This window comes from Chryseobacterium sp. MYb264, assembly GCF_035974275.1.
Taxonomy (GTDB): domain Bacteria; phylum Bacteroidota; class Bacteroidia; order Flavobacteriales; family Weeksellaceae; genus Chryseobacterium.
In genome coordinates this window covers 1,249,766-1,273,471 of the sequence record NZ_CP142422.1, presented here as the reverse complement: position 1 = coordinate 1,273,471, position 23,706 = coordinate 1,249,766, and the positions used below count along the sequence as shown (strand labels likewise).

Sequence of the window (23,706 nt, the reverse complement as noted above, 5' to 3'; positions counted from 1 at the left end):
TCCGCCCTCCGTTCCCCCTTTTTTGCTCGTCGTACCTCCTCACAAAAAGAGCTCCACTCAGGTCGGGCTGCGAGAGCTTCGAAAGCAATTGAAGGAACGAAAATAAATATTTAATACTAATTCAACCATGTCAAGGTTTAAAACCTTGACATGGTTAATCAAAAATCAAATTATGATTATAGGAAAAGATATCATTGAACAGAACAATAAAAACGAAGTTGAAAACTTCAATTCAGACTTCGGATATTTATCAGATAAATTAACAAGATCAGGAGCAAATGTTGCTGAAATTGTCAACAAAATTGCTGATTTTCAGGTAGCAATTCCAAGTTGGGCTTTGGGAGCAGGAGGAACCCGTTTCGGAAGGTTTTCTTACGGAGGTGAGCCTTCTTCTTTAGAGCAAAAATTAGATGATGTTGGATTGATTCACGCTTTAACGCATTCTGCAGGAGCGATTTCTTTGCATATTCCATGGGATATTCCGACGGATGTGGTGGCGATTAAAGAAAAAGCAGTTTCCCATGGACTGATTTTCGATGCCATGAATTCCAACACGTTTCAGGATCAGGCGGATGCAAAACATTCTTATAAGTTTGGTTCTTTAAATGCTGTAAATGAAGATTCTAGAGCTTACGCGGTTGAACATAATAAAGAAGTGGTCAGAATAGGAAAAGAATTAGGTTCGAAAAGCTTAACCGTTTGGTTGGCAGATGGATCGAGTTTTCCGGGACAATTGAATTTCCAGACGGCTTTGTCAAAAACAGAGCAAAGTTTAAAAGAAATCTACGCAGGAATGCCGGAAGACTGGAAATTATTCATCGAGTATAAACCTTACGAACCGAATTTCTATTCCACAACCATTCAGGATTGGGGTACGTCTTTCATGTTAGCGAATGCGTGCGGTGAAAGAGCCTACACATTGGTAGATTTAGGTCACCATTTACCGAATTCCAACATCGAGCAAATTGTTGCCACATTGATGTATAAAGGAAAACTAGGAGGCTTCCATTTCAACGACAGCAAATATGGAGATGATGATTTAACGGTAGGTTCAATCAAACCTTATGCGTTATTCTTAATTTTCAACGAATTGGTTTACGGAATCGAGAACAATCCTCAAAATCCTTATCCGGCCTGGATGATCGATGCCAGTCATAATATCAAAGATCCGTTGGAAGATTTAATTCAATCGTTGGAAGCGATCTTAATTGCTTATGCACAGGCTCTTTTAGTAGATCAAAAAGCATTGAAAGAGGCTCAGTTGAATAATGACGTCGTTCGTGCACAAGAGATTTTACAAAATGCGTACAGAACAGATGTTCGTCCGTTGTTAAAAGCGGCGAGATTGCAGACAGGTGCGGCATTAGACCCGATTTCGGCGTACAGAAATCTTAAAGTAAGAGAAAATTTAATCTCAGAAAGAGGGTTAAATGTAAAAGCAACAGGGCTTTAAACCTGTATTAAATTGATAATTTGGACTTTCAGGTGCAATCGAAAGTCCTTAATTATATGTATCCTTATATTTTTATCATTAAGGTTGAAAGTGTTTAGATTATTGAGATTTTAAGCATCATTGCTTCAGAAATTAGTGGATTTTTTCTTAATGAATTTTAATAACTGAACACTCCTTAATGGTGTTTGTTAAAGACAAATATCACAAATTATTTGCGCAAATGTCACAATTATAAAATAGTGTCATTAGTGAAAAAATATTCGTACAATTTGTGTTTAAATAAAAAGGAATCAGTAAAAAATAGTGCTATTGGTGTTAAAAAAAGCATCCCTTTGCTGGGTGAAACGCCTTTGCGAACTTAAAACGTTTAGTAGTCCAAAAAAATATTTTCGGACTTTGCGTTAAAGAAACTCAACAAAAAATGAGTGCAATTAGTGAAAAATATTCGTGCTATTTGTGTTTAAAATATAAAAAAATTCATCCCAAGAATGTCTAAGAAAAAGGTAACCATCGTATTTGATATTGGAAAGACCAATAAAAAATTCTTTTTATTTGATAAAAATTATAAAGAAATTGTTCGTGAGTATACAGAATTGCCGCTCACGACGGATGAAGACGGTTATCCCACAGAAGATCTTGGAGCCTTACAAAACTGGATCAAAGATAATTTCAATGCCATTCTGGATGATGAAAATTTTGAAGTAAAGGCCATCAATTTCTCTACATATGGAGCGAGTTTTGTGCATCTGGATCAGAAAGGAAATGTTTTGACGCCTTTGTACAATTACACCAAACCAATGGATCAGGATATCCTTGATCTGTTCTACGAAAAACATGGAAGTAAGCTGAAAATTGCACGTGAAACCGCGTCTCCGCAAGCCGGAATGCTGAACTCAGGGTTACAATTATTTTGGTTAAAATATAAGCATCCCGAAACCTTTAAAAAGATTAAATACAGTCTTCACTTACCTCAGTATTTATCCTATCTGTTTACCGGAATTTGTGTGTCGGAATTCACTTCGATAGGCTGCCACACCAATTTGTGGGACTACGATAAAAATGATTATCACAACTGGGTATATGAAGAGGGAATCGATGTTTTATTACCTCCGATTGTGCCGACTTCAGCAAGTATCAACACTTCGTACAGAAATAAAAAAATTAAAATCGGGGTTGGAATTCATGATTCTTCATCAGCGCTATTGCCTTATATTTTAAGCAAAAAAGAACCGTTTTTATTACTTTCAACAGGAACCTGGAGTATTTCTTTAAATCCATTTAATGATGAAAGCTTAACGGATGAAGACATTGAAAATAATTGCCTTAATTATATGCGAATCGACGGAAAACGTGTAAAAGCGTCCCGTTTTTTCATGGGTAATGAGTATAAAATTCAGGTGGAAAAACTGTGTGCTCATTACGGAAAAGAGTACGGCTATCACCGGGAAGTACAGTTTGATCAGGATCTGTACTTACATTTGATGAAGCATCAGGCGGTCTATTTCCGTTTTGAAGGAATTTCATTAAAAAGAAAAATGATCAGCGAAACAGATTTAAATTCTTTTGCTACATTTGAGGAAGCTTATCATCAGTTAATGATTGAATTGATGGATTTACAGATTCATACCATAAAAAATGCAATCGGAAATTCGGAAATTAATACCATTTATATTGATGGAGGATTCACAGATAATGATGTATTTATGAAGCTGATGTCTCACCATTTTCAGGATTACAGCGTGATGTCTACCCATTCGCCATTAGGGTCTGCATTGGGAGCGTCGATGGTGATTTCCAATAAAGAAATTGATGAAACATTTTTGCAGCAGCATTATCAGATGAATTTGCTACAACCTTTAATTTTTAATTTATAATATTTTAGGTTGTTGGTTGATTGTTGTCAGTTGACAGACAGCAAAATATTAAAACCAACAACTATCAACCCACAACGATAAACAAATTATGTCATTTCCGTTTGATACCCGCTACGCCTCGCTAGAACTTCTTATCGAAAGAGCAAAAAAGAGAATGCCCCGTTTTGCTTTCGAATATCTGGATGGAGGTTGTAATGAAAATATTAACAGAGACCGAAATACCAATGAATTAAGAGATGTTTTACTTCGTCCGCGTTATTTGAATAACAATTATGCCGAAGCCAACATGGAAACCGAATTATTTGGTGTAAAATATTCTGCACCTTTCGGAATTTCTCCCGTTGGCCTACAAGGTTTAATGTGGCCGAATGCACCTGAAATTCTGGCAAAAGCGGCATTTAAACATAATATTCCATTTATTTTAAGTACCGTTACGACGAGCAGTATTGAAAGAATTGCTGAATTAACGGAAGGAAAAGCATGGTATCAACTGTATCATCCGAGAGAAGAATGGTTGAGAGATGATATTCTCGAGCGTTGTGAAGCTTCCGGTTACGACGTTTTGTGTGTTTTATCGGATGTTCCGACTTTTGGGTACAGAGCCAAAGAAATACGAAACGGTCTGGCAATGCCTCCTCAGTTGAATTTCCGAAATGTTTCTCAAGCGTTGGCAAAACCTGAATGGTGTCTTGAAATATTAAAACATGGCGTTCCAAGTTTTAAAACGATGGAAAAATACATGGATAAAAACATGAATGTGAAACAGCTGGGACAGTTCATGAATTCAACGTTTTCAGGAAGGCTAAATTCAGACAGAATTAAAGCCATTCGTGATAAATGGAAAGGAAAATTAGTCATTAAAGGCGTAGCTTCGGACGAAGATGCAGAAGAAGCAGTACGTTTAGGTTTCGACGGAATGATTATTTCCAACCACGGCGGAAGGCAGCTGGATGCGGGTGAATCTACGATCGCTGTGGTAAAAGAAATCAGCGAAAAATATAAAGGTCAAATTAAAATCATGATGGACAGCGGGGTAAGAACCGGTCCGGATGTTGCCCGTGCCTTAAGCTGTGGTGCTGAATTTACCTTTATGGGACGTACTTTTATGTATGCTGTCGGAGCTTTAGGCGATAAAGGCGGAGATCATATTATTGAAATGCTTAAAATGCAGTTCAGACAGGTGATGGAGCAGGTTTGCTGTGAAAAACCGGAGGCATTGCAGAATTTTAGGGTAAAGTAGTTTTAACTTGATGACGGAAGCTGGAAGTTTGAGGTTGGAGGAAGGGTATTAAAACAATTTCGAAAATAATATTATAGAATCAATTGATCAATAGGAACGGGTTTTAGCCCGTTTTTTCATTAGGAATATTATCCATTGGCTTTAGCCAAAACATAAAATAAATTTTAAACGCAAAGACTTAATATTAAAAAGCATTATTTAAAGGAGCAAAAATTGCGACAAAGCCGCTGAAGAAGCGAGCTTAATGAGAATCAGTTTATTGATTCAATTCTTTGCTCACTTAAAATATTCAACATGATAAATAAAAAACTTTGCGTCAAAACATAACGGGTTTCAAAACAAAAAATTCGCAAAGGATACTCCGCGAATTTTATCTATTATATTCTAGGTCAATCATTTCTTCTTCTCAGACTTTACCGCCTGTCTTGCCAGTAATTTCCAGTCTTTTTTCACTTTCGTCCAAACCAATAGAATATCTAAGGTCACATCGCCCGGCGCTTTTCCTGCGTCAGCAGTAGTTGCGTATAAGTGATGACGTACAATTGCAGTGTTTCCGACAACATCAATTTTTTGATTGGTGATGTCAATGGTCACAAAATCAGATTTTTTACTGACTAATTTCTCTACAAATTCAGTAGCATCATCAATATGTCCACCTGAATGTCCGTAAGTGAGTTCTGGTAAGATCAACGCTTCCAAAGCTGATTTTTCTCCGCTTACCATCGCTAATCTTAGCTTCTCTGCAGCAGCCGTCACCGCCTCCTGATCATTCATTTTCTGTGCTGAAACAGTCACTGCCATCATAAAACTTATGGCAAAAATTATTCTTTTAATCATAATTAAATTATATCATATTCTTATTTGAAATCTAAATGTAATCGATTGCGCTATGTTGTGAAGCTTTTCAAAATTATTCTCTCAGTTGAGTAGTCTTTAGATGTGAAAAACTAACTTTTAAACCTTAAACCTTAAACCTTAAACCTTAAACCTTAAACCTTAAACCTTAAACCATTATAAAGAATCCCTCTGAATAAATTTAAAAACATTATTCACCTGTTCTTTTTTATTTTTAAGAATCATATAGGCTGCAGATTCGCCCATCGCTTTGAAATCGGTGGTAATAACGGTAATGCCAAGCAATTCTTTCAAAGGTGTTTCATTATAAGAGATAATGCCGATGTCTTCGCCTAATTTCATGTTATTTTGTCTTACTTGCTTTACCAAATTTACCAGATCACGCTCACGAATGGTAATGAAAATATCCTTTTGCAGTTCCATATCGGGATAAATTTCGTCGAGAATTTCATAATCGAGTTTAAAGTCTTTACAGAATTTCTCAAATCCTCTTGCAATACGAAAAGGGTAGGGATGTATATCTTTGTCGGGATAAACCAAAATGATCTTCTCATATTTTCTTATTTGATCTAAACCTTCCTCCAGCGCTTCATAGATATCATGCTCAAAATCCTGAAAAATAGAGCCATATTCCCCTGAAATATTAGGTTTGGTATTATCGAGCATCAGTAATTTATTCTTCGGAATTTTCTCAATCATATCGATCACTTCCTGAGTTGAGCTTGTGTGCTTAGACTGTTCGTCACGAAAGTGCGGCATAATCACATAATAATCAAATCCGCCCAGGTTTTTCTTTAATGAATTGATGAAAAGCGTTTCGTCACAATGGTAAATATACATCTCCACATTACCTTTGGAACCTATTGCATTAACAAAATAATTATAGATCATCATCTTGTAGGTGCTCGGCTTATTAATAAGAAAGAAAATATTAATACTGTCATTCTTATTGATACGCGAAATATAATAGCCTTTTCCCTTTACAGACTCAATAATCTGCCTTTTTCTAAGCTCTTTATAAGCTTTTTCCACGGTATCCCGCGATAGAAAACAGGATTCGCTCAGCTCGTTAATCGAAGGAATTTTTTCCCCGATCTGAATTTCTCCTCCATCAATTCCGTTGAGAATAGAATCTACAATCTGCTTATATTTCGGAACTCTGGAATGTTCATTGATGTTAATTTCAAATGTTTCTGCCATGGCTTTTCGGTACAGGGTATGGTTTATTGAATTAATCTGCAATCATGCGTTAACAATTGATTACCGACACAGGTAAGGTACAAAAATTTACAATAACTGATATTCGTCATGTTTAATTTTAAAAATAAATATAAAGTTTTGATTTTTAATTTATTAAGCTGCATAGCAGTATTGATTTTGATAGGTTAAAAATTACCAAAATGTGAAGCGAAGGTTAAAAAATTGCTATTTTAGGTTAAAAACAGATTATATTTTACAGCAATAAGACAGGGTTTTGTCGGCATTTTGCTTTTGTTCATGGTAAACATGAAAGGGTAGTTGTTTTGATAATAAGAGTGTGTTTAAATTATAATTAAAAAATATTTTGGCTTATAACCTGTTAGAGGCTGTTTAAATTTTATTGCCAAAAATTTTTATAGGTATTTTGAGATGGATTTTTTGCTTCGTGTTTGCAGATTTAGCGGGCTAAATCAAAAATAGGAAGTGAGAAATACGCTCAAAAGAGCATCAAAATGGAGCAAAGATCAACTTCATTAAGGACAATAAATAAAACGGTAAAATTTTAAACAGGCTCTTAGATTGTAAAAATTCAATGTTTTTTTAACGCAAAGATTTTATTTATTTTCTACTGATTTTTTGAAGGCAAAGGCTCTTGAATTCCTCCGCGAATCTTTAAATACGCTTTATCAAATCAATTGGTTGATTCTTCTTTGCGCATTTGAATATTTTTGTATTTTTCCAATAAACCTGAACAGACTCTTTTAGTTATATTTATAAAGCCCCGGATCAGCTCCGAAGGATCTTTATTAATTTGGATTCAGGATCTGTTTTAGTGATTATAGAGAAGATTTAAAATTAAAATGGCATTATACTAACAGAATTTCTAAAAAATAAAGGAAATAATTTTCTGTTAATTGTTCTTTTTTATGAGTACGCTCTTTAATTTCTATTCATTTTCAATTAAAATCTTATTTCATTATACATTTTTCATATATAAAATTTTGTATCTAATTTGTTTGATTCTAATTTCATACATTAGCCCTGAAAGTAGCTGTATCTTCAAATTGTCTTTTAATAATTCTACTATTTTAATAAAAAAAACACATGATGACCACACGTATTCTTAAATCATATTTGCATCATGCAAATAATTTAATGACAGATAGTAACCTTCAGAAAAAAATACGGTTAATGTATAATATCACCGATAGTTTTATTTTAAATGAAAGTATGATCATTTAGTTAATGCTGAGAGCTGTCTAAAATCTTTTACCCGTTTCAACTAATTCTTAAAACCATAAATTGATGAATTATTTCAAAATTATTGTATACTTAGGGATCGGAACAAACATGTTCTTTTCTCAACACACCATTGAAAAAGAGTCTCCCTACTTTCCTATGGATAAAAGGCTCTTAGAACGAAAAGCGCAAACAGATCGTGTTTCGGACAGTGTTCTTTTACAAAGATTTAGCACCATTCCGTTTTACGAAGTTGTGTATACCGAAAAAGATATGTCTTATGCCAGTAAGGAGCATTATTATTTCCCGATTGAAAATCTGGCGGCTTATCATCCTGCACTGGTTAGTTACAGGTCTGCCTTTATCCCAGATATCTACTCGAACTCGGAAAAGATCGTGTACAACCGTAATCGTAATCTATTGGAGCTTACCATGCGTAAAAAACATCATCTGGCTGTTGGAGATTATATAATGCTCGAAAATAAGGATGGAGTAAAATTAGAGTCAAAAATAGAAGAGATTCCCAACGATTTTACCTTTTCTATTAAAAATGACATTCCCAAGTCTGCCTCCTATTTTGTAAGGGGCAAAAAAGTAAAAGATTTGCAGCATATCGACCAAAGTGAGCTTTTGCTGTTGAATATGAGGATCAATCAGCTTCTGAATAATAAAATAGTAACGATGGAAGAGATGATTATCCGGCTGGAAAAGGATCTGAAGTCTGTAAAATCTACGTTGAACAAATTAAAAAAATAAATATGCATTTTCTATTAAAAGGTATACTGCCTTGCCTTATTTCGTCAATGGTATGGGCACAAAATAACCGGCATGAGATAAGTTTGAATGCTTATTATGACAGGGTAAATCACGGTTATATAAAATTTCAGGGTCTTCAGAAGCAAAACCTGCTGTATAAGGGAGCGCCTTCTTTTCAGATTAATTATAACTACAATATTAATCAGATTATTTCGGTAGGATCTGGTATCGGATACAGCAGAAGAGGGTTTGTAACTGAAAATACGGATTATGCCTCGATCTATATTCAGGTGCCGCTTCGGATAGGTGTGGAGCTGTATCAAAACAGATACATGCAGATAATTTCTTATGGAGGAGGATATATCGGCATTCCCTTAAGCGATAGTAAAACAATAAAAGACAATTACTTTTCCACCTCAGGAGAGGATAAAAAGACAGATGTCGGATTAGAATCGGGAGTGAATGTGGTTTTTAAATTAAGCGATAACTATCACATCAGCTTTATTCCGAGATTTCAGTTTGGGTTGTCCAATATCTATCAGGAATATTATTATGAGAAAAGGAGAAATATCGCTTTCTCTGTAGGCATAGGGGTTATTAGAAAAATATAAATATTAAAAATATGAATGATTTAAGAAAAATCAGAATTCTGCTTTTGCTGCTGATCTTAGCTATCAGTACGGGCTGTAACAGAGATGAAGACTCCATCTTATTAAAGTTTTTAGGCGAATATATCACCGAAGATTCCTGTGGTCCTTCAAATACAGTATATACAATGGTTATCAGGGAAAAAAATGAGAATAACAAGGAGTTGTATCTGGAGAACTTCGGAGGATATGGTGCCGCCATTGTCGCCAGAGTAGATGATAATAATCCGGACAAAATAAAAATAGATACGTACTCAGATAATCTGCATATCGTTGGCGAAGGAACGATAAATAACGAGAGAAACAAAATCGTATTCACCTACGATACGAGTAATAATGGTTATTCTGTAAGCTGTAGTTCAATTGCAAAAAAATAAGCAGTCATGAAAGTATATCCTTTATCCTTTCTTCTCTTGATTTGTTGGTTATCCGTGGATTTTACCAAAGCACAAACCAGTACCTATACAATACAGGAAGAATTGGGTGATTCTAAAAATCTGGATATCAATACGTATGCGTTATATCCGGTGAGTAGAGTGAAAAATGAATTGGATGCCGTATTATATCCTAATCCGGTTGATGATCTGTTAAATGTAAAAATATCAGGAGCAAAAGGTGAAAAAATCTCCTACACTCTATTTGATATGTCCGGAAAATTAATTTCTGCGAAAGATGAAAAAAATTCAAGCTTCATAATCAATATGGGTAGTGTTCTTTCAGGAGCCTATCTACTGGTGATTACAGATGAAGCCTCTAAAAAATCGTTTAAAATAATAAAAAAGTAAAATGAAAAAACACAAATACATTCCGCTGTTTCTTTTAATGTTTGGCACTTACCAGCTAAAAGCACAGGAGAAACCCTACAGCAGTATGATTTTCCGGTCTCAGATATTCGATAACACACGTAAGCCCGTTAAAAATGAAAATTTAAAGGTTGAGGTAGAATTATTGACTAAAGATAAAGTGTGGTACTCAGAATATCAGCAGATTAACACGAATGATGAAGGGTTTGTTTTTATACAGGTTGGTAAAGGAGCTTCTATTGTAGGAAGTTTTAATGAGGTTCCCTTCAGTAATCAGGAAATTAGTTTAAAAATAAAGTATAAAATTTTAAATGGCAGTGGTAAATCATCGGGAGATTATATTGAGCTGCAGTCTACGGATTTATATGCGGTACCGTATGCCTTCCATGCTCTTACGGCAGGATCTGTCCGGGGGAACAGCAATGTCGGTCAAAGTTCCGGGAGTAATGATCCCGACCCAAGGGACGACAGCAATTCTACATTAGCATCTAAAGGAAACACATGGTCTGTTTACGGCAATAAATATATCGGAATGCGCAATGGATTTTTAGGAACTTCAGATTCATCACCGCTACATTTTAAAACCAATAATAAGACCCGTATTACGATTACTCCCGAGGGCAAGATTAATTTTTTTGGAGATATCAATATGAGTAATACCAATACAGTTAATGTTTCCAATCTTGTTACTGAAAATCTTACGGCAGGGAATGCAACAGTTAATAATCTGGTCAGCCAGACGGGTGTCATATCGTCAACAACGCAGTCTACCAGTCCTGATACAGGGGCATTTATTGTGAAAGGAGGAATCGGTATAAAGAAAAATCTGCATGTTGGTGAGAATCTGGTGGTAGCTCAGAAAACCAATCTGTCAGGAAATCTTCAGGTTAATGGGATTTCTCAGTTTCTGGATAAAGCAGAGTTTGATAAACAGTTGAAGGTTAATGATCTTACTGAATCGAATGTTTTAAATGAAGGCTCTTTAATTACGGCAGGTGGGGCATCGGTAGCAAAAAATTTAAATGTCGGAGCTCATACACGCATCGCAGGAAACGTTACAGCGAACCAAAATCTGGAAATTGGACAGAATATAAAGGTTAATGGTGCTGAAAATGCGACAAATAAAGATCATGGCGCTTTGATTGTCGAAAATGGAGGACTTGGCGTTGAAAAAGATATTATATCGGGAGGAAGTATCAGAGCAAATTCAAATATAAGTTCAGATAATAATCTTGATGTGGCCCATATTTCCAATCTCAACACGCTGAATGTTGCGGGAAACACGAATATACAGGGTGTTACTAAAATAGTAAATAATACGTTCTCTTCTGATCCCACCCAGGGAGCATTTGTGGTGCAGGGCGGTGTCGGAATTGGTGAAAATCTTAATATCGCACAGAATGCAACGGTTAAGGGAGCTCTTACTGCCAGTCAGTTAGCAGTTAACAACACCCTCCAGGTAAATGGAGATGCCGAGGCCGTAGACCAGAATTCGGGCGCGCTGATTGTAGCCGAGGGAGGATTAGGAGTCGAGAAAAGCATTTATTCCGGTAAAAATATCACCGCAGTGCAGCATATTACGGCCAATGGAAATATAAATGCATTACAAAATGCGAATGTCGGACAGAATCTTTCGGTTGCAGCGGGCACCACCACCAATAGCCTGAATGTCAATACGACATCAACCTTAGGCGGAATCACAAATATTACAAATGCTACACATTCAACCAATCCGTCCACGGGAGCATTCGTGGTGCAGGGCGGTGTGGGAATTGGTGAAAATCTTAATGTCGCACAGAATGTTAATGTTACGGGAGTTCTTACCACCAGTCACTTGGCGGCGAACAATACAATACAGGTAAATGGAGATGCCGATGCCGTAGACCAGAATTCGGGCGCGCTGATTGTAACAGAAGGAGGATTGGGAGTCGAGAAAAATATCTATTCCGGTAAAAATATCACCGCAGTTCAGCATATTACGGCCAATGGAAATATAAATGCATTACAAAATGCGAGTGTCGGACAGAATCTGTCGGTTGCAGCGGGCACCACGACCAATAGCCTGAATGTCAATACAACTTCAACTCTGGGTGGAATCACAAATATTACCAATGCTACACATTCAACCAATCCGTCCACGGGAGCATTTGTGGTGCAGGGCGGTGTGGGAATTGGTGAAAATCTTAATGTCGCACAGAATGTTAATGTTACGGGAGTGCTTACCACTAATCATTTAGCGGTTAATCATACCATACAGGTTAATGGAGATGCCGATGCCGTAGACCAGAATTCGGGCGCACTGATTGTAACCGAGGGAGGATTGGGAGTGGAGAAAAATATCTATTCCGGCAAAAACATCACCGCAGTTCAGCATATTACGGCCAATGGAAATATAAATGCATTACAGAATGCGATTGTCGGACAGAATCTGTCGGTTGCAGCGGGCACCACGACCAATAGCCTGAATGTCAATACAACTTCAACTCTGGGCGGAATCACACATATTACCAATGCAACACATTCCACTGATCCATTGACAGGAGCATTACTTGTGGCCGGCGGATTAGGGGTAAAAGAAAATATTAATACAGGACAGAATCTGAATGTGGGAGAAAATCTGAATGTAGCCAAGAATGCCAGTATTACAGGAACTCTTACAGCCAATAGCTTAAGCCTTAACAATCTGCTAAAGATCAACGGAACTGCTGAGGCGGTCGATCAGAATTCGGGCGCACTGATTGTAGCTGAGGGAGGATTAGGCGTGGAAAAAAGCATCTATTCCGGGAAAAATATCACTGCGGTGCAGCATATTACGGCCAATGGAAATGTAAATGCTTTACAAAATACCAATGTGGGAAAAAATCTATCTGTCGCAGCCAATACCACCACCAATAGCCTGAACGTCACCACAACATCAACACTGAGCGGAATTACCCATATTACCAATGCTACCCACTCGACGAATCCGTCCACGGGAGCACTTACCGTTGCGGGAGGTTTAGGAGTCAGTGAGAACATCAATGTGGGAGAGGACCTGACCGTCAGCAAGAACACTAATTTAAATGGTAATCTTTATACCAATAAATTAAGCACCTTCAATGATAATGCTACGTTTAATAAAGGGGTAGAGATTAAAAGTCTGGGGGATAATGACAATGATAAGGCTCTAAAAGTTGAAGGCGGTGCCATCGTGGGTAAAAGGCTTCACGTTATGTCTACTTTAAACCAGCCCTACGGTGATTTTACCAATTCAGCATTAAAGGTTGATGGCGGAGCAATAGTTAAAGGAAATCTGTCGGTATTAGGACAGGTTTTTGCGCAAAATGCAACCGTAAATACCCTCACTCCATTATCGGTAGACACTTTTACATATTATAATAACCCGTATCAGAGACAACAATTAAATAATAAAGGATTCGGTCCCGACCATCTGTTTGATTCCTACACACTAAGGATAAACGCTGTAGATCAGGGGATTGCTATAAAGGTAAATAAGCATGCTCAAAGCAATAATGGTATTCATCCTGAAGGTTCTTCTTTTGCAACCTCGGGAAATAATTTTATTTCTTTCTGGGATAATACAGGCAGAATGGTCGGCAGAATTGAAGGGCAGACAGAGGCTGAGGTAAAGAATTCAGCAGGATACCAGCACCAGCTTGAGTATATTGGATGGCTCGCAAAAGACATTGCGTATTTAACAACAATACGTGGTATTAAAATGAATTTTAAAGATATAACAGAAAAAATGAAGGCGGCCAAAGCCAAACAGGTGGCGGGAGCAGGAGGTCAGACTACAGTACCAACACCAGGAACTGTTATTGCAACGGCTCTTGTGCAGGGACTTACTGAAGAGGATGTTGAACTCGCACGGGCGATCATAACACATGGAGACGAAATTGCGTCAATGGCAGAAAATATTGTTCGTAACGGAGATGAATTGGTAAAGGCACAGAAACAGGCTCAGGATATGCTGGATAACTGGGGCGTGACCTATTCTTCACATGCAGGCGACTACGCAGAATATCTGGAACTGGAAAACCTTGATGACAAAGATAAAATACTTCCTTCAACCATCGTGGGGGTAACGGGAGGTAAAATTTCCTTCAATACAGAAAATAGTGATAAAGTAATGGTCGTCTCAAAAAATCCTGCCGTAGTAGGAAAATTGCCGGAACATGGAGCGAAACACAGATTTAAACCTGTCGCTTTTATGGGGCAGGTTCCTGTATTTGTTTTGAATAAAGCAAAGATAGGAGACTATATTGTTCCGTCGGGAAACAACGACGGATATGCCATAGCAAAATCGGCAGATCTTATGAAAATCGATGATTATAAAAGTATTATCGGAATTGCCTGGGAAGAAAGTAACGCATCAAAACTAATCAACGTTGCTGTGGGAATCAACACGAATAATGTCACGGACTTTATTAAAAAACAACAGACCGAGATAGACTTATTAGAGTCCAGAATTACTCAGATAGAAAAGTTCCTGGGAAAAAAATCAGAAATATCTTTGGCAGAGCCAATTCCTGTCGATAATAGTAACAGTCAAATTCTCAATATTATATCTAAAAATACGTTGATGAATGAGCATCTGGATCGAATAGTTAAAAGTGTTACCGAAAGTCTTAGAATTAAAAATTTTAATTTGCTCAAAAATAAAGAACTGTATATTGAAAATGAAATTAACAATTACTTTGGAGGAATTTTTTTCGATAAACAGTTTAGTAACCAACTGACCGCTCAGGAAAAGGAAGTCTTTTCGGAATATTTCAAAATTGTAGTTGATCAGGTAAAAGCTAGGCTGATGTAGGTTGATACGTTTAATGAATTGTTAAACAGGATCTTAATGGTCTGTGTTCTTCCCGCTATAGCGGCCAGCCCCGCTGGTCGCTATTTTGTTTACCTTTTTATCTTTAATGAACATTCTTCCATCCGGTGAGATTGATGGTATATTTTTGATTGGCCCACTGGCTTCAATGTCAATTTATTTCAGAAAAGACATAAATAGTGCATGAACCAAAAAAAAGCCTGCCCCTTTCGGAACAGACTCTGACTATATGAATGTGAAATTTTTTAAGGCATTTTTTTGAAACCTTCGGCCTTTATTTTCCAGGTTCCATCTTTCGGAAATCCCGGGAATTGTCCTGTAGAGCTATCCCAACCTTCCAGCATCATTGCAACGGTGGTTAAAACGCCGCCGTTTCCGGGAAGATAAATTCTTAAGCGCCCATCTTGGAAATTATGCCCGTTTTTCAGATAGGTATTGGTCTGAATATCCATGAATAAAGCATCTAAAGCTTTGTTTGGAAGTCCCAATCTAGCAGCATTCATTGCGGTCATCGGGAAATCCCAGCCCCACGTATGACCCCAGTTCCATCTCTCCCAAACTACATCTAAGGTATTTTTCATGATTTTCTTATCCAATTTCGGAGATTCCGGAACCATTCCTAACGCTCCCAAAACAGCAGGATGGTCAGTCATCCATTTTGGAAAGGTGAAAGAATCTTTTGCAGATTCGGTCGATAAATAAACACCGTCCTGAACCGGAAGAGGGGCTAATTTATTAATCACATCATCCCATTTTTTGTCTCTCGATTCTCCCAATCTTTCTTTCCATTGCTGGGCCACTTTCAACGCCCAGTCCCAATACGCGACTTCATAAGTAGGGTTAAAAGTATCTTTGGCTGGAAAAACTTCCTGTGCGGGAATAACCCCTTTACCCAAGTTATAACGTTTTTTTTCTTTGTCATACGTGGCAAAATCTGCCATGAATTCTGCGGTTTCAAACACCAGTTTTTTATACTTTTCCAGTACTTTTTTATCTTTATTATGACGGTATAAAAGTTCGGTCATATAAATGAGATGCGGCTGCTCCCAAATCAGGAAGGCAGCAACAGAAGACGGACTTTCATTGCCTTCGTTATCCGACATTTTAATCCAGCGAACGCCTTTATAACCTTGTCTTTCGGCAAGTTTTTTTGCTTTTTCAAATGATCTGAAATAATAGTCTAGTTGCTTTTCCAAAATCTCAGGTCTTCCCCACAACGCATAGTGAACCCCGTGCCACCAGTGCATTTCCGTATGTGGTTTTCCATACCAGCTGTTGAATGTTAAACCCGTTTCCTGTGGGGGATTACTTCCTCCACACTGAACTTTCGTTAAATACTCAGACAAAACAACTCTTCGTTCTAGTTCATTCGCCCTGGGATCTGTACTTCCTTCAAAATCTACTGCTGCACCGCTTTCCCAGAAATTTTTCCAGCCTGAAGAACTCTCTTTTTCAGCATCAGCAAATAAACTTTTCGACGTTTTTTGATTTTTTGCTAAAAATTCAACGCTTAATTCCACCGTTTTATTTTTAGATGAAGGCTCATAAACGAAATAATGTTTTCCCGCTTCACTCAATTTTCCATCTGTAAAGTAGAGTTGTGTAAAATAATCAGCGGTTTGTAGTTTATGTTCAATCAATCCCTGAGTTGAGCTCGAAGAAATGATTTTTGTTGAGTGCTTATCTGCATTTCCGTAAAAGGCTGCTTCATCCAGAAATTGCCCGCTCGGATAAGGATATTTTGCAAAAACTTTTATTCTTTTTTGAGTAACTAGACCCGACTCAATTTTAACACCTATTTTATCTGAATTCTGGAAAGAGGCTGTCCAAACTTTTACCGGAATTCCTTCCAAAGTAAACTCGCTCGTAATAATGCCCGTCCACAAATCAATTTTCTGATTGACGTTCTGTAAATCAGAAACCTGCGCTTTTTGACCGTTCTTTTTAATTAATTCAATCCCAACATTTCCCAATTGCAGACGATGTTGGTTCACACGATAATAATCGACCGCTTTTCTATTGCGTTCCGGTTCTTTGATCTGAACACTATACAAAGCTTTTCTTCCATCGTTATTAAAATCGTAAGGTTTTAATGTTTCTTCAAATGTATAATTTTCGGTATTCGGAAAGCTGTTCCAGCCCCATTCAGACTGAGTTCCGAGTGAAACTCCGTTTTTATAATACTCGGGGAAAGACTGCATTCCGGTAATATCTACGGTATACGCAAATTTTCCGTTACCCACAGTCAAAGTCGACAAAGTATCTGCTTTCGTATTCACCACATTGTGTCGCTGGACGACTTTTTTACGGTCGATTTTCTGAGCATGCAAGGATGAAAACCCAATGCAGAAGATACTCAGATATATGATTGTTTTCTTCATTTTTAATTATTTTATTTTTTTTAACCACAAAAGAGGCAAAAGATCCGCTCAGCTTTTGTAGCTCATCAAAGGACTACAAAATTTTACTGTTATATTTTTACATTTTACAAACTTTTGATGTTCTTAGAGGCTGTTTAAATTTTATTGCCAAAAATTTTTATAGCTATTTTGAGATGGATTTTTTGCTTCGTGTTTGCAGATTTAGCGGGCTAAATCAAAAATAGGAAGTGAAAAATACGCTCAAAAGAGCATCAAAATGGAGCAAAGATCAACTTCATTAAGGACAATAAATAAAACGGTAAAATTTTAAACAGGCTCTTATACTCGAACATTTCTTTTGAATCTTTTGCGCTAAATATATTTTATTCTGTCAGCCAAGAATACACGACATAAAGGTTAATTATTAATTAAATATTCGTGCATTCGTGGCATTAAATTTTATTTTAAAACAGTAGCACTCATCATTCCGATCACCACATCATTGCTCACGGCCGTCAGCTTTACTGATTTTAATTCTTTATTCTGATCAATCGGCAAGTCCAGAATCGTGGCAGAACCTCCTTCAACCTGTCGGTCTGTAAATCCTTTTATACTTGAATATTTACTTAATGTTCCCCCTTTATATAATTCTCCTGTTTTCAATTTTACCCGATACGGAATTTTATCATCCGGAATTTCAAATGCAAAATTGTCATCAAGCAAATCCTGCTCAATCGGCCACCAGTTCACCGGATTTTTCAATTCCAGTACTGCGGTCGAACCATCAGTGTACTGAACGGTAACTGTTCCGTTTACAATCTGAGATTGCATCGGATTCGTAGAACCAGCCATTAAGAAGTATATTTTCTTTCCTTTTCCATGTAGTGGAATTTCAATAGATTCTGGATAATTGTCCCACTGACTTGCGAAAGCAATATTTTTATCTGTTTTATCCATTAAAAAAGGAATTCCCATGAAATCAACTTTACCATTTTTTCTTTTATTCATCAATCCGCTGTCATCAATCTGAGCGGTAATCAACGGATAACACCAGTTCCCGATGCCCTGCCACGGAAGCTGTAGAGTAGGGACTTCCAATCTCGGCGAAAGGTATTTCTGATTGAAGATCTCCGTTACCTTTTCATTATACTTTGAGGCTAATGAAATGGTATTGAATTGTCCCTGATTCTCAATATCCCAATCTGTAATTTCAATATTTTGTCTGATTCCGTTGTATTCAAGCTCAATGGAATTGGTTCCTTTGCTAATATAATTTACAGGAATTTCAATCAATGAATTCTGATTTTTTTGAATGCTAAAGGTTTTATTTAAACCATTAATGCTCAGCTTTCCATTAATTGGATGAGATGATTTTGACTGAATCTGTAACTTTTTGTTGATCCATTTTGTTTCCAAAGGAAAACGGATATCGACATTTACAGGTTGCCACCAAACCGTTCCGTTTTGCTCGACTTGTACGAAAAATGTCCCTTTTCTTTCCTGGTTATCTAATTTGATGGTGTGGTTGACCACCTCGTTTTCTCCCTTTGGTCGAATCCACCCCTCCAGAGGGGAATTTTTCACTAATCCTTGTGGATCATATACGTTTTTTATTTTCTTTTTTGAATCAAAATTCAATTGAAAGTTTTCAGAAATATAATGGATGTACTCTGTTTGCTCTTTTTTTACTTCCTCACCGGAATAAGTAATTTCAATCTTAAAATCTTTTCCTTTTGGTGTCTCAAACTGTATGATCGGCTGTGAAATAGAATTCGGTTTAACTTTCCATTCTATTTTTTTACCATTTACCTTTACCGATTTGATGTTGGAATAACTCACAGGAATCTGCATTTCCAAGGAAACTGGATTCTGATATTTTGAATTAAAAAAAAGTTCAGTTTTTTTCGAAGTTCGGTTAAACGTATATTCCCAATCCGGAAGTTTTAGCTCGGCAGCGTTCCAGTCTTTTGGAAAACCGGGTTTAATGCTGACTTTATTTTCCAGTAAATTAGGGTAAACCCCGAAAAGCCCTTCTGTCAAAGTTCTGGATGCTACCCCGATTGGATCGGCAAAATCTCGGTATAATTCACCACGAAAGGCATCGTAATGGGAAAGTTGTTCAAAATTTCCAGGACTGATCCCGTAATACATACTTTCAACCAGATTTCCCTTCCAAAGTTGGTAAGCATCATCATTCCTTCCCACCTGCCAGTATGCCAATGCAGTCTGTAAATTTTCTGCTAAAGCGACATTGTTGATCGACCAGTCATAAGGCTGCCAGCTAGTGGTGGCTAACGTAAAATAGTTTTTATTATCTGCCCCTTTTACCGCTATCGGAATTTTCGGGGTGTGGTTATTGATGTACTGTAAGTTCTGATAATCTTCAAATTCATCTAAAATAAAAGCATCCGAGACATGATAAATCGACCATACTCCCGGTTTATCGTGCAAGATCTGATTACCCAACGCGTCCTTATATTCAGCAAAATAACCTTTGTTTTTAATCCAAAGCTCATTTTTCATGGCTTTTAAAATCGAATCAGCTTCTTGTTGGTAAGGCTGCGGATTTTCACCGATCATTTTTGCGAGTTTCTCCATTTCACGGTTGGCTCTGTAGTGATAAGCGGTGGTATGCGTCACTTTTCCACCTGAATATTGTAGCGCGTCACTCGCCCAAATGGAAGCATACGCATCGTAGAGATCACCGCGTTTGAAGTTTCTTTTTTCCCAATCCATGTGACGAACCATTGTTGGCCACATTTTCTTTAAGAATTCTTTGTCTCCTGTATAATTGAAATGTGAGAACAACTGGTCAAAAAACACCAGATTCATGTCATAATGATGTGGTTTGGTGTTGTCATTAGGATTTCTGGAAATATACCCGCTGGAAAAAACGGAAGTTCCCATGCTTTCCTTATGTCTAGCCAAATGCAGCAACGTATCCATTTCAACAGGTGCAAAATCGGGTTTCAAAACCTGCGAATTAGCATAACTCTCAAAGTGTTCTTTAGCCCGGTCGTGCCAGCTCAAGGCATCGGCTGTGTATGCGCCACGCCATGCATTCAGTCGCATTCTCCATGCTACCGCGCCGTGAAGAAAAGTCGGGCTTTCCCAGATTCCGTCTGCGGCAATGGCTAAATTAGCTCCGAAATTATTTAAATCAGCATCCGGCGTTTTTAATTGAATTCTATTTGTCAGTTTTAAACGGGACTGTTCTGCCTCATTAAATAAAGCCTTTAATTCTTCATCTGAAAAATTTTTATCTGATTTTCCTTTTTTAATTTGAATATAAACCGGATTTTTCTGAGAAGAATAACCGGCATAAACAATCGGTGATTTTTCTGTTCTATTTTTACTAAACTCAGCCAGCCTTTCTAACGTATGTGCATCAGTTTGTTGCAATGAATTGACATTTGAAAAGCTTCCGCTAACGATTTGAGTTTCTTTTCTCTTGTTTAAATAATTCAGCTGAAAATGATTTTTATTAATTTCAAATTGATTATTCAAACAATATTCAGGTAAAAGGTAAAAACCGGATTCCGGATCTGCACCAATGTCACCGTTTCGGCTGAAAGTCGTTCCGCTTGCACCGCCATACACAGCATAGATTTTTGTTGATGAATCTATATTTACAGTTTCCATTTTTACCACCAAACCTTCTTCTTTTGCCTGAGCCAAAACGGTTAGTTTCAAACTTCCCGTTCCAAGAATAGGATCTTTAATTTCATACAACATCGTTCCGGGACGATAACGGGTTTCAATTTTATCAGCATTAATTAATTTCTTAATTGAATTTCCTTTCTGAATAACAAACTGAAGGTTGCCGCCCATTCCCGGAAGATACAATGCAAATTCAGGCAAATCTCCTGCTTCAACACGGGAAGCACGGTTGTCTCCATACAATGCACGGTTGAAACGGTATTTGCCGTTGACCAGTAGATAATCACCTTTATCTTCTTTATAATGCAGTTCGCGCTCTTTGTTCTGCCAATGTTTTGATTGGGCAAAAGATTGTGAAAATGCCGATAAAACAATCAGTCCGGCGAAAATGGTTTTCTTTCGCATCTTATGGTTTTAACTCAGTTAAAGGCTGACCGTTAACAGTTACATTTTTTAGGGTCACATTTTTCATATAATCCACTTTATACGGAATCTGAACGCCAACCATTTTAGCATTAATCATCGTGAAATCCGTTACAGGGGAAGTTTCGTAAGCGTCAGAAAATACCGCATATTTTCCGCCTTTATCCACGGTTAAATTTTCTACCCAGATATTTCTCATCGTCGGAATATGATTTCCTGGTTTTTCATAGTGCATGTTGAAACGTACAGCTGCCTCTTTGTAAGCACCCACTTTGGTATTGTAGAAAAATACGTTTTCAATAGTTCCACCACGGCTTGAGCTTGTTTTAATTCTTAAAGCTCTGTCCAGATTTTTACTGTCCATCACATTTCCAACAGCATAAATATTTTTAGCTCCTCCTGCAATCTCACTTCCGATCACCACGCCTCCGTGGCCGTCTTTCATTTCACAGTTTTCAATAATATGGTTTTCCGCAGGTCTTCCGATATCTCTTCCGTCCTCGTCTCTTCCTGATTTAATGGCGATACAGTCGTCTCCTGTATCGAAATATGAATCTTTAATCCACACATTTTTACACGCTTCGGGATCAAAACCGTCGTTGTTTGGGCCGTGGCTGATGACTTTTACTCTTTCAATCAGTACATTTTCACACAAAACAGGATTCAGATTCCACATGGGAGAGTTCTTGACCAAGACATCTGCCATATAGAAGTTTTTAGATTTATAAGGCTGAACAAAATTAGGTCTTAGATAATATCCGTCTCCGAAAATTCTTTCTCTTGCCGGTTTTCTTTCCGCCATATATTCATGAAGCTTAGCACGGGCAGGGTTTTGTCTTCCGGGGCGGGATTCGTTATATCCGTATTTTGTAGCACCACACCAGAACCACCAGTTATCTAAATTGGCATTTCCATCCAAAGTCCCTTTTCCGGTAACGGCAATATTTTCTTCTTCATAAGCATAAATCAGTGATGAATAATTCATACATTCCATTCCTTCCCAACGCGTAAAAACAATAGGATAGTCGTTGCTGTCCTGACTGAATAAAATGGTGGAACCATCACTTAGATGAAGATTGACATTGGATTTTAAATAAATAGCTCCTGTCAGGAAGACACCTTTTGGAACGACCACTCTTCCTCCGCCTTCGGCACTGCATTTTTCAATTGCTTTTTTGAAAGCTTCTGTATTTTTGGTCTTTCCGTCTCCAACAGCTCCGAAATCTGTGATCAGATAGTCTACTTTTCTGAATTCCGGTTTTTTGATCTGTTTTTTTAAGGCCTGAATTTCTGATAGAGGCTGTTTGGCGGAAGTCCACGGTTTATATTGCGCTGATAGTGATATCGAAAGAGCAAAAGTAAGAGCGAAGGCGAATTTTATCATAATGTCAGTGAATATTTAGTTTACAAAAGTTTAAGTTGATACAATTCCTTTGTTGATCGCAATCTAAAATAATTGCGATAAAGAATTATCCTGCACTGTCGGGGAAACTTAAAATTTGTAATCGATTGCATTTTTTATGTTGAGATAATTAACTGTATGGTCATTAATTTCACGGTAAAAGATACAAAAGTTTCGTTTTTCAGCCTGATACTAGATAAAATATAAAATATCTGTACCACCCAAGAATGACCGGATTTTCTATGGAATTTACTGATTTTCATAAATAATGTTGCTGATTTTCCGTTCGCAACGGCTTTCTACTCAGCAAATGATAGCCCTGTTGAAGTATCCCAATATCTGAACACTAAGTTCTCCAAGGTTTTGGACAACTATCTGTTTTTAAGGATCACCAAGCCGTTCTACTTATAAAAGATCGAGAAGGTTAAGCAATAAAAATCAACATCATCATCTGGAAAATCTGTGCGATCTCTGGGAAATAAAAATATTCACGCATTCGTGGCCATACTATGCAGCCTTCAATTTTATCTTAGATAAAATCCTTGCGATTTAAAAACATAGAGTATTAAAAAATATCTTTGAGTCTTTGCGAAAAACCAACAGAGACAGCAACACCTGTGAAAATTTGTGCCATCAGTGGGAATAAAAAATATTCGTGCATCCGTAGCTAAAATTTAACCACAAATCGAAGATTATCTCCTTTCAGTCGATGAATGATATTTCGACGTAGTCAAAAGTCACAAAAGTTTTTTAACACTTTAGTTATTTAAGCTTAATGTTAAGCTGCATAGAAGTATACTTAAGTTTTTGAAAATCTGAAATTTTCTATTGATGGGTTCTAAATTTGCGAAATCTGAGCAATGTGTGGGAAATAAAAAATTCGTGCATTCGTGGCAAAAAAATATCTAAAGAATTTCTCCCTAAATTTTGTATTTGATTCGTAAAAGCGAAGAAACTTTATCT

General features: G+C 37.2%; 13 protein-coding genes. 8 read left to right on the top strand and 5 right to left on the bottom strand.

Features of this window, described 5'->3' with window-relative positions; genetic code table 11:
* Positions 1–172: 172 nt before the first annotated feature.
* The 3 genes from VUJ46_RS05495 (at position 173) to VUJ46_RS05485 (ending at position 4,567) form a co-directional block, all read left to right on the top strand.
* On the top strand, positions 173–1,453 hold the full coding sequence (locus VUJ46_RS05495; protein WP_326983998.1) for a sugar isomerase: 1,281 nt from the start codon (positions 173–175) through the stop codon (positions 1,451–1,453).
* A 488-nt stretch (positions 1,454–1,941) separates the two neighbouring features.
* The gene (locus VUJ46_RS05490; RefSeq protein ID WP_326983997.1) at positions 1,942–3,327 is read left to right on the top strand and encodes an FGGY-family carbohydrate kinase; all 1,386 of its coding nucleotides are present in this window, start codon (positions 1,942–1,944) and stop codon (positions 3,325–3,327) included.
* 88 nt (positions 3,328–3,415) lie between these two features.
* Positions 3,416–4,567: an alpha-hydroxy acid oxidase gene (locus VUJ46_RS05485; protein ID WP_326983996.1), complete on the top strand. Its 1,152-nt coding sequence runs from the start codon at positions 3,416–3,418 to the stop codon at positions 4,565–4,567.
* A gap of 393 nt (positions 4,568–4,960) precedes the next feature.
* Here VUJ46_RS05485 and VUJ46_RS05480 read toward each other — a convergent pair whose 3' ends face one another.
* Together VUJ46_RS05480 and VUJ46_RS05475 are read right to left on the bottom strand one after the other, a co-directional pair.
* Complete coding sequence (locus VUJ46_RS05480) at positions 4,961–5,404, bottom strand: nuclear transport factor 2 family protein (protein WP_326983995.1); 444 nt, start codon at positions 5,402–5,404, stop codon at positions 4,961–4,963.
* Positions 5,405–5,578: 174 nt separating this feature from the next.
* The gene (locus tag VUJ46_RS05475; RefSeq protein ID WP_326983994.1) at positions 5,579–6,622 is read right to left on the bottom strand and encodes a GntR family transcriptional regulator; all 1,044 of its coding nucleotides are present in this window, start codon (positions 6,620–6,622) and stop codon (positions 5,579–5,581) included.
* A gap of 1,305 nt (positions 6,623–7,927) precedes the next feature.
* On the opposite strand from VUJ46_RS05475, the gene VUJ46_RS05470 reads away from it, so the two are divergent.
* Genes VUJ46_RS05470 through VUJ46_RS05450 form a run of 5 tightly spaced genes read left to right on the top strand, consistent with a single transcriptional unit; the run spans position 7,928 to position 14,880 of the window.
* Positions 7,928–8,617 (top strand): hypothetical protein, encoded by a 690-nt coding sequence (locus VUJ46_RS05470; RefSeq protein ID WP_326983993.1) that lies wholly within the window; start codon positions 7,928–7,930, stop codon positions 8,615–8,617.
* 2 nt (positions 8,618–8,619) lie between these two features.
* Entirely contained in the window at positions 8,620–9,228 is a 609-nt protein-coding gene (locus VUJ46_RS05465) for an outer membrane beta-barrel protein (RefSeq protein ID WP_326983992.1), read from the top strand.
* An 11-nt stretch (positions 9,229–9,239) separates the two neighbouring features.
* Positions 9,240–9,641: a hypothetical protein gene (locus tag VUJ46_RS05460; RefSeq protein WP_326983991.1), complete on the top strand. Its 402-nt coding sequence runs from the start codon at positions 9,240–9,242 to the stop codon at positions 9,639–9,641.
* Between the two features lie 6 nt (positions 9,642–9,647).
* Positions 9,648–10,049 carry a T9SS type A sorting domain-containing protein gene (locus VUJ46_RS05455; RefSeq protein ID WP_326983990.1) on the top strand — a complete coding sequence of 134 codons (402 nt, stop codon included), beginning with the start codon at positions 9,648–9,650 and terminating at the stop codon, positions 10,047–10,049.
* A 1-nt stretch (position 10,050) separates the two neighbouring features.
* Complete coding sequence (locus VUJ46_RS05450; RefSeq protein ID WP_326983989.1) at positions 10,051–14,880, top strand: beta strand repeat-containing protein; 4,830 nt, start codon at positions 10,051–10,053, stop codon at positions 14,878–14,880.
* A gap of 263 nt (positions 14,881–15,143) precedes the next feature.
* Here the strand turns inward: VUJ46_RS05450 and VUJ46_RS05445 are convergent, their stop codons facing one another.
* The 3 genes from VUJ46_RS05445 to VUJ46_RS05435 form a co-directional block, all read right to left on the bottom strand.
* The gene (locus tag VUJ46_RS05445) at positions 15,144–17,279 is read right to left on the bottom strand and encodes a hypothetical protein (RefSeq protein ID WP_326983988.1); all 2,136 of its coding nucleotides are present in this window, start codon (positions 17,277–17,279) and stop codon (positions 15,144–15,146) included.
* A gap of 438 nt (positions 17,280–17,717) precedes the next feature.
* Positions 17,718–21,323, bottom strand: coding sequence for a DUF4450 domain-containing protein (locus VUJ46_RS05440; RefSeq protein ID WP_326983987.1), 3,606 nt, complete (start codon positions 21,321–21,323; stop codon positions 17,718–17,720).
* A 1-nt stretch (position 21,324) separates the two neighbouring features.
* Positions 21,325–22,725, bottom strand: coding sequence for a glycoside hydrolase family 28 protein (locus VUJ46_RS05435; protein ID WP_326983986.1), 1,401 nt, complete (start codon positions 22,723–22,725; stop codon positions 21,325–21,327).
* Between the last annotated feature and the right edge of the window lie 981 nt (positions 22,726–23,706).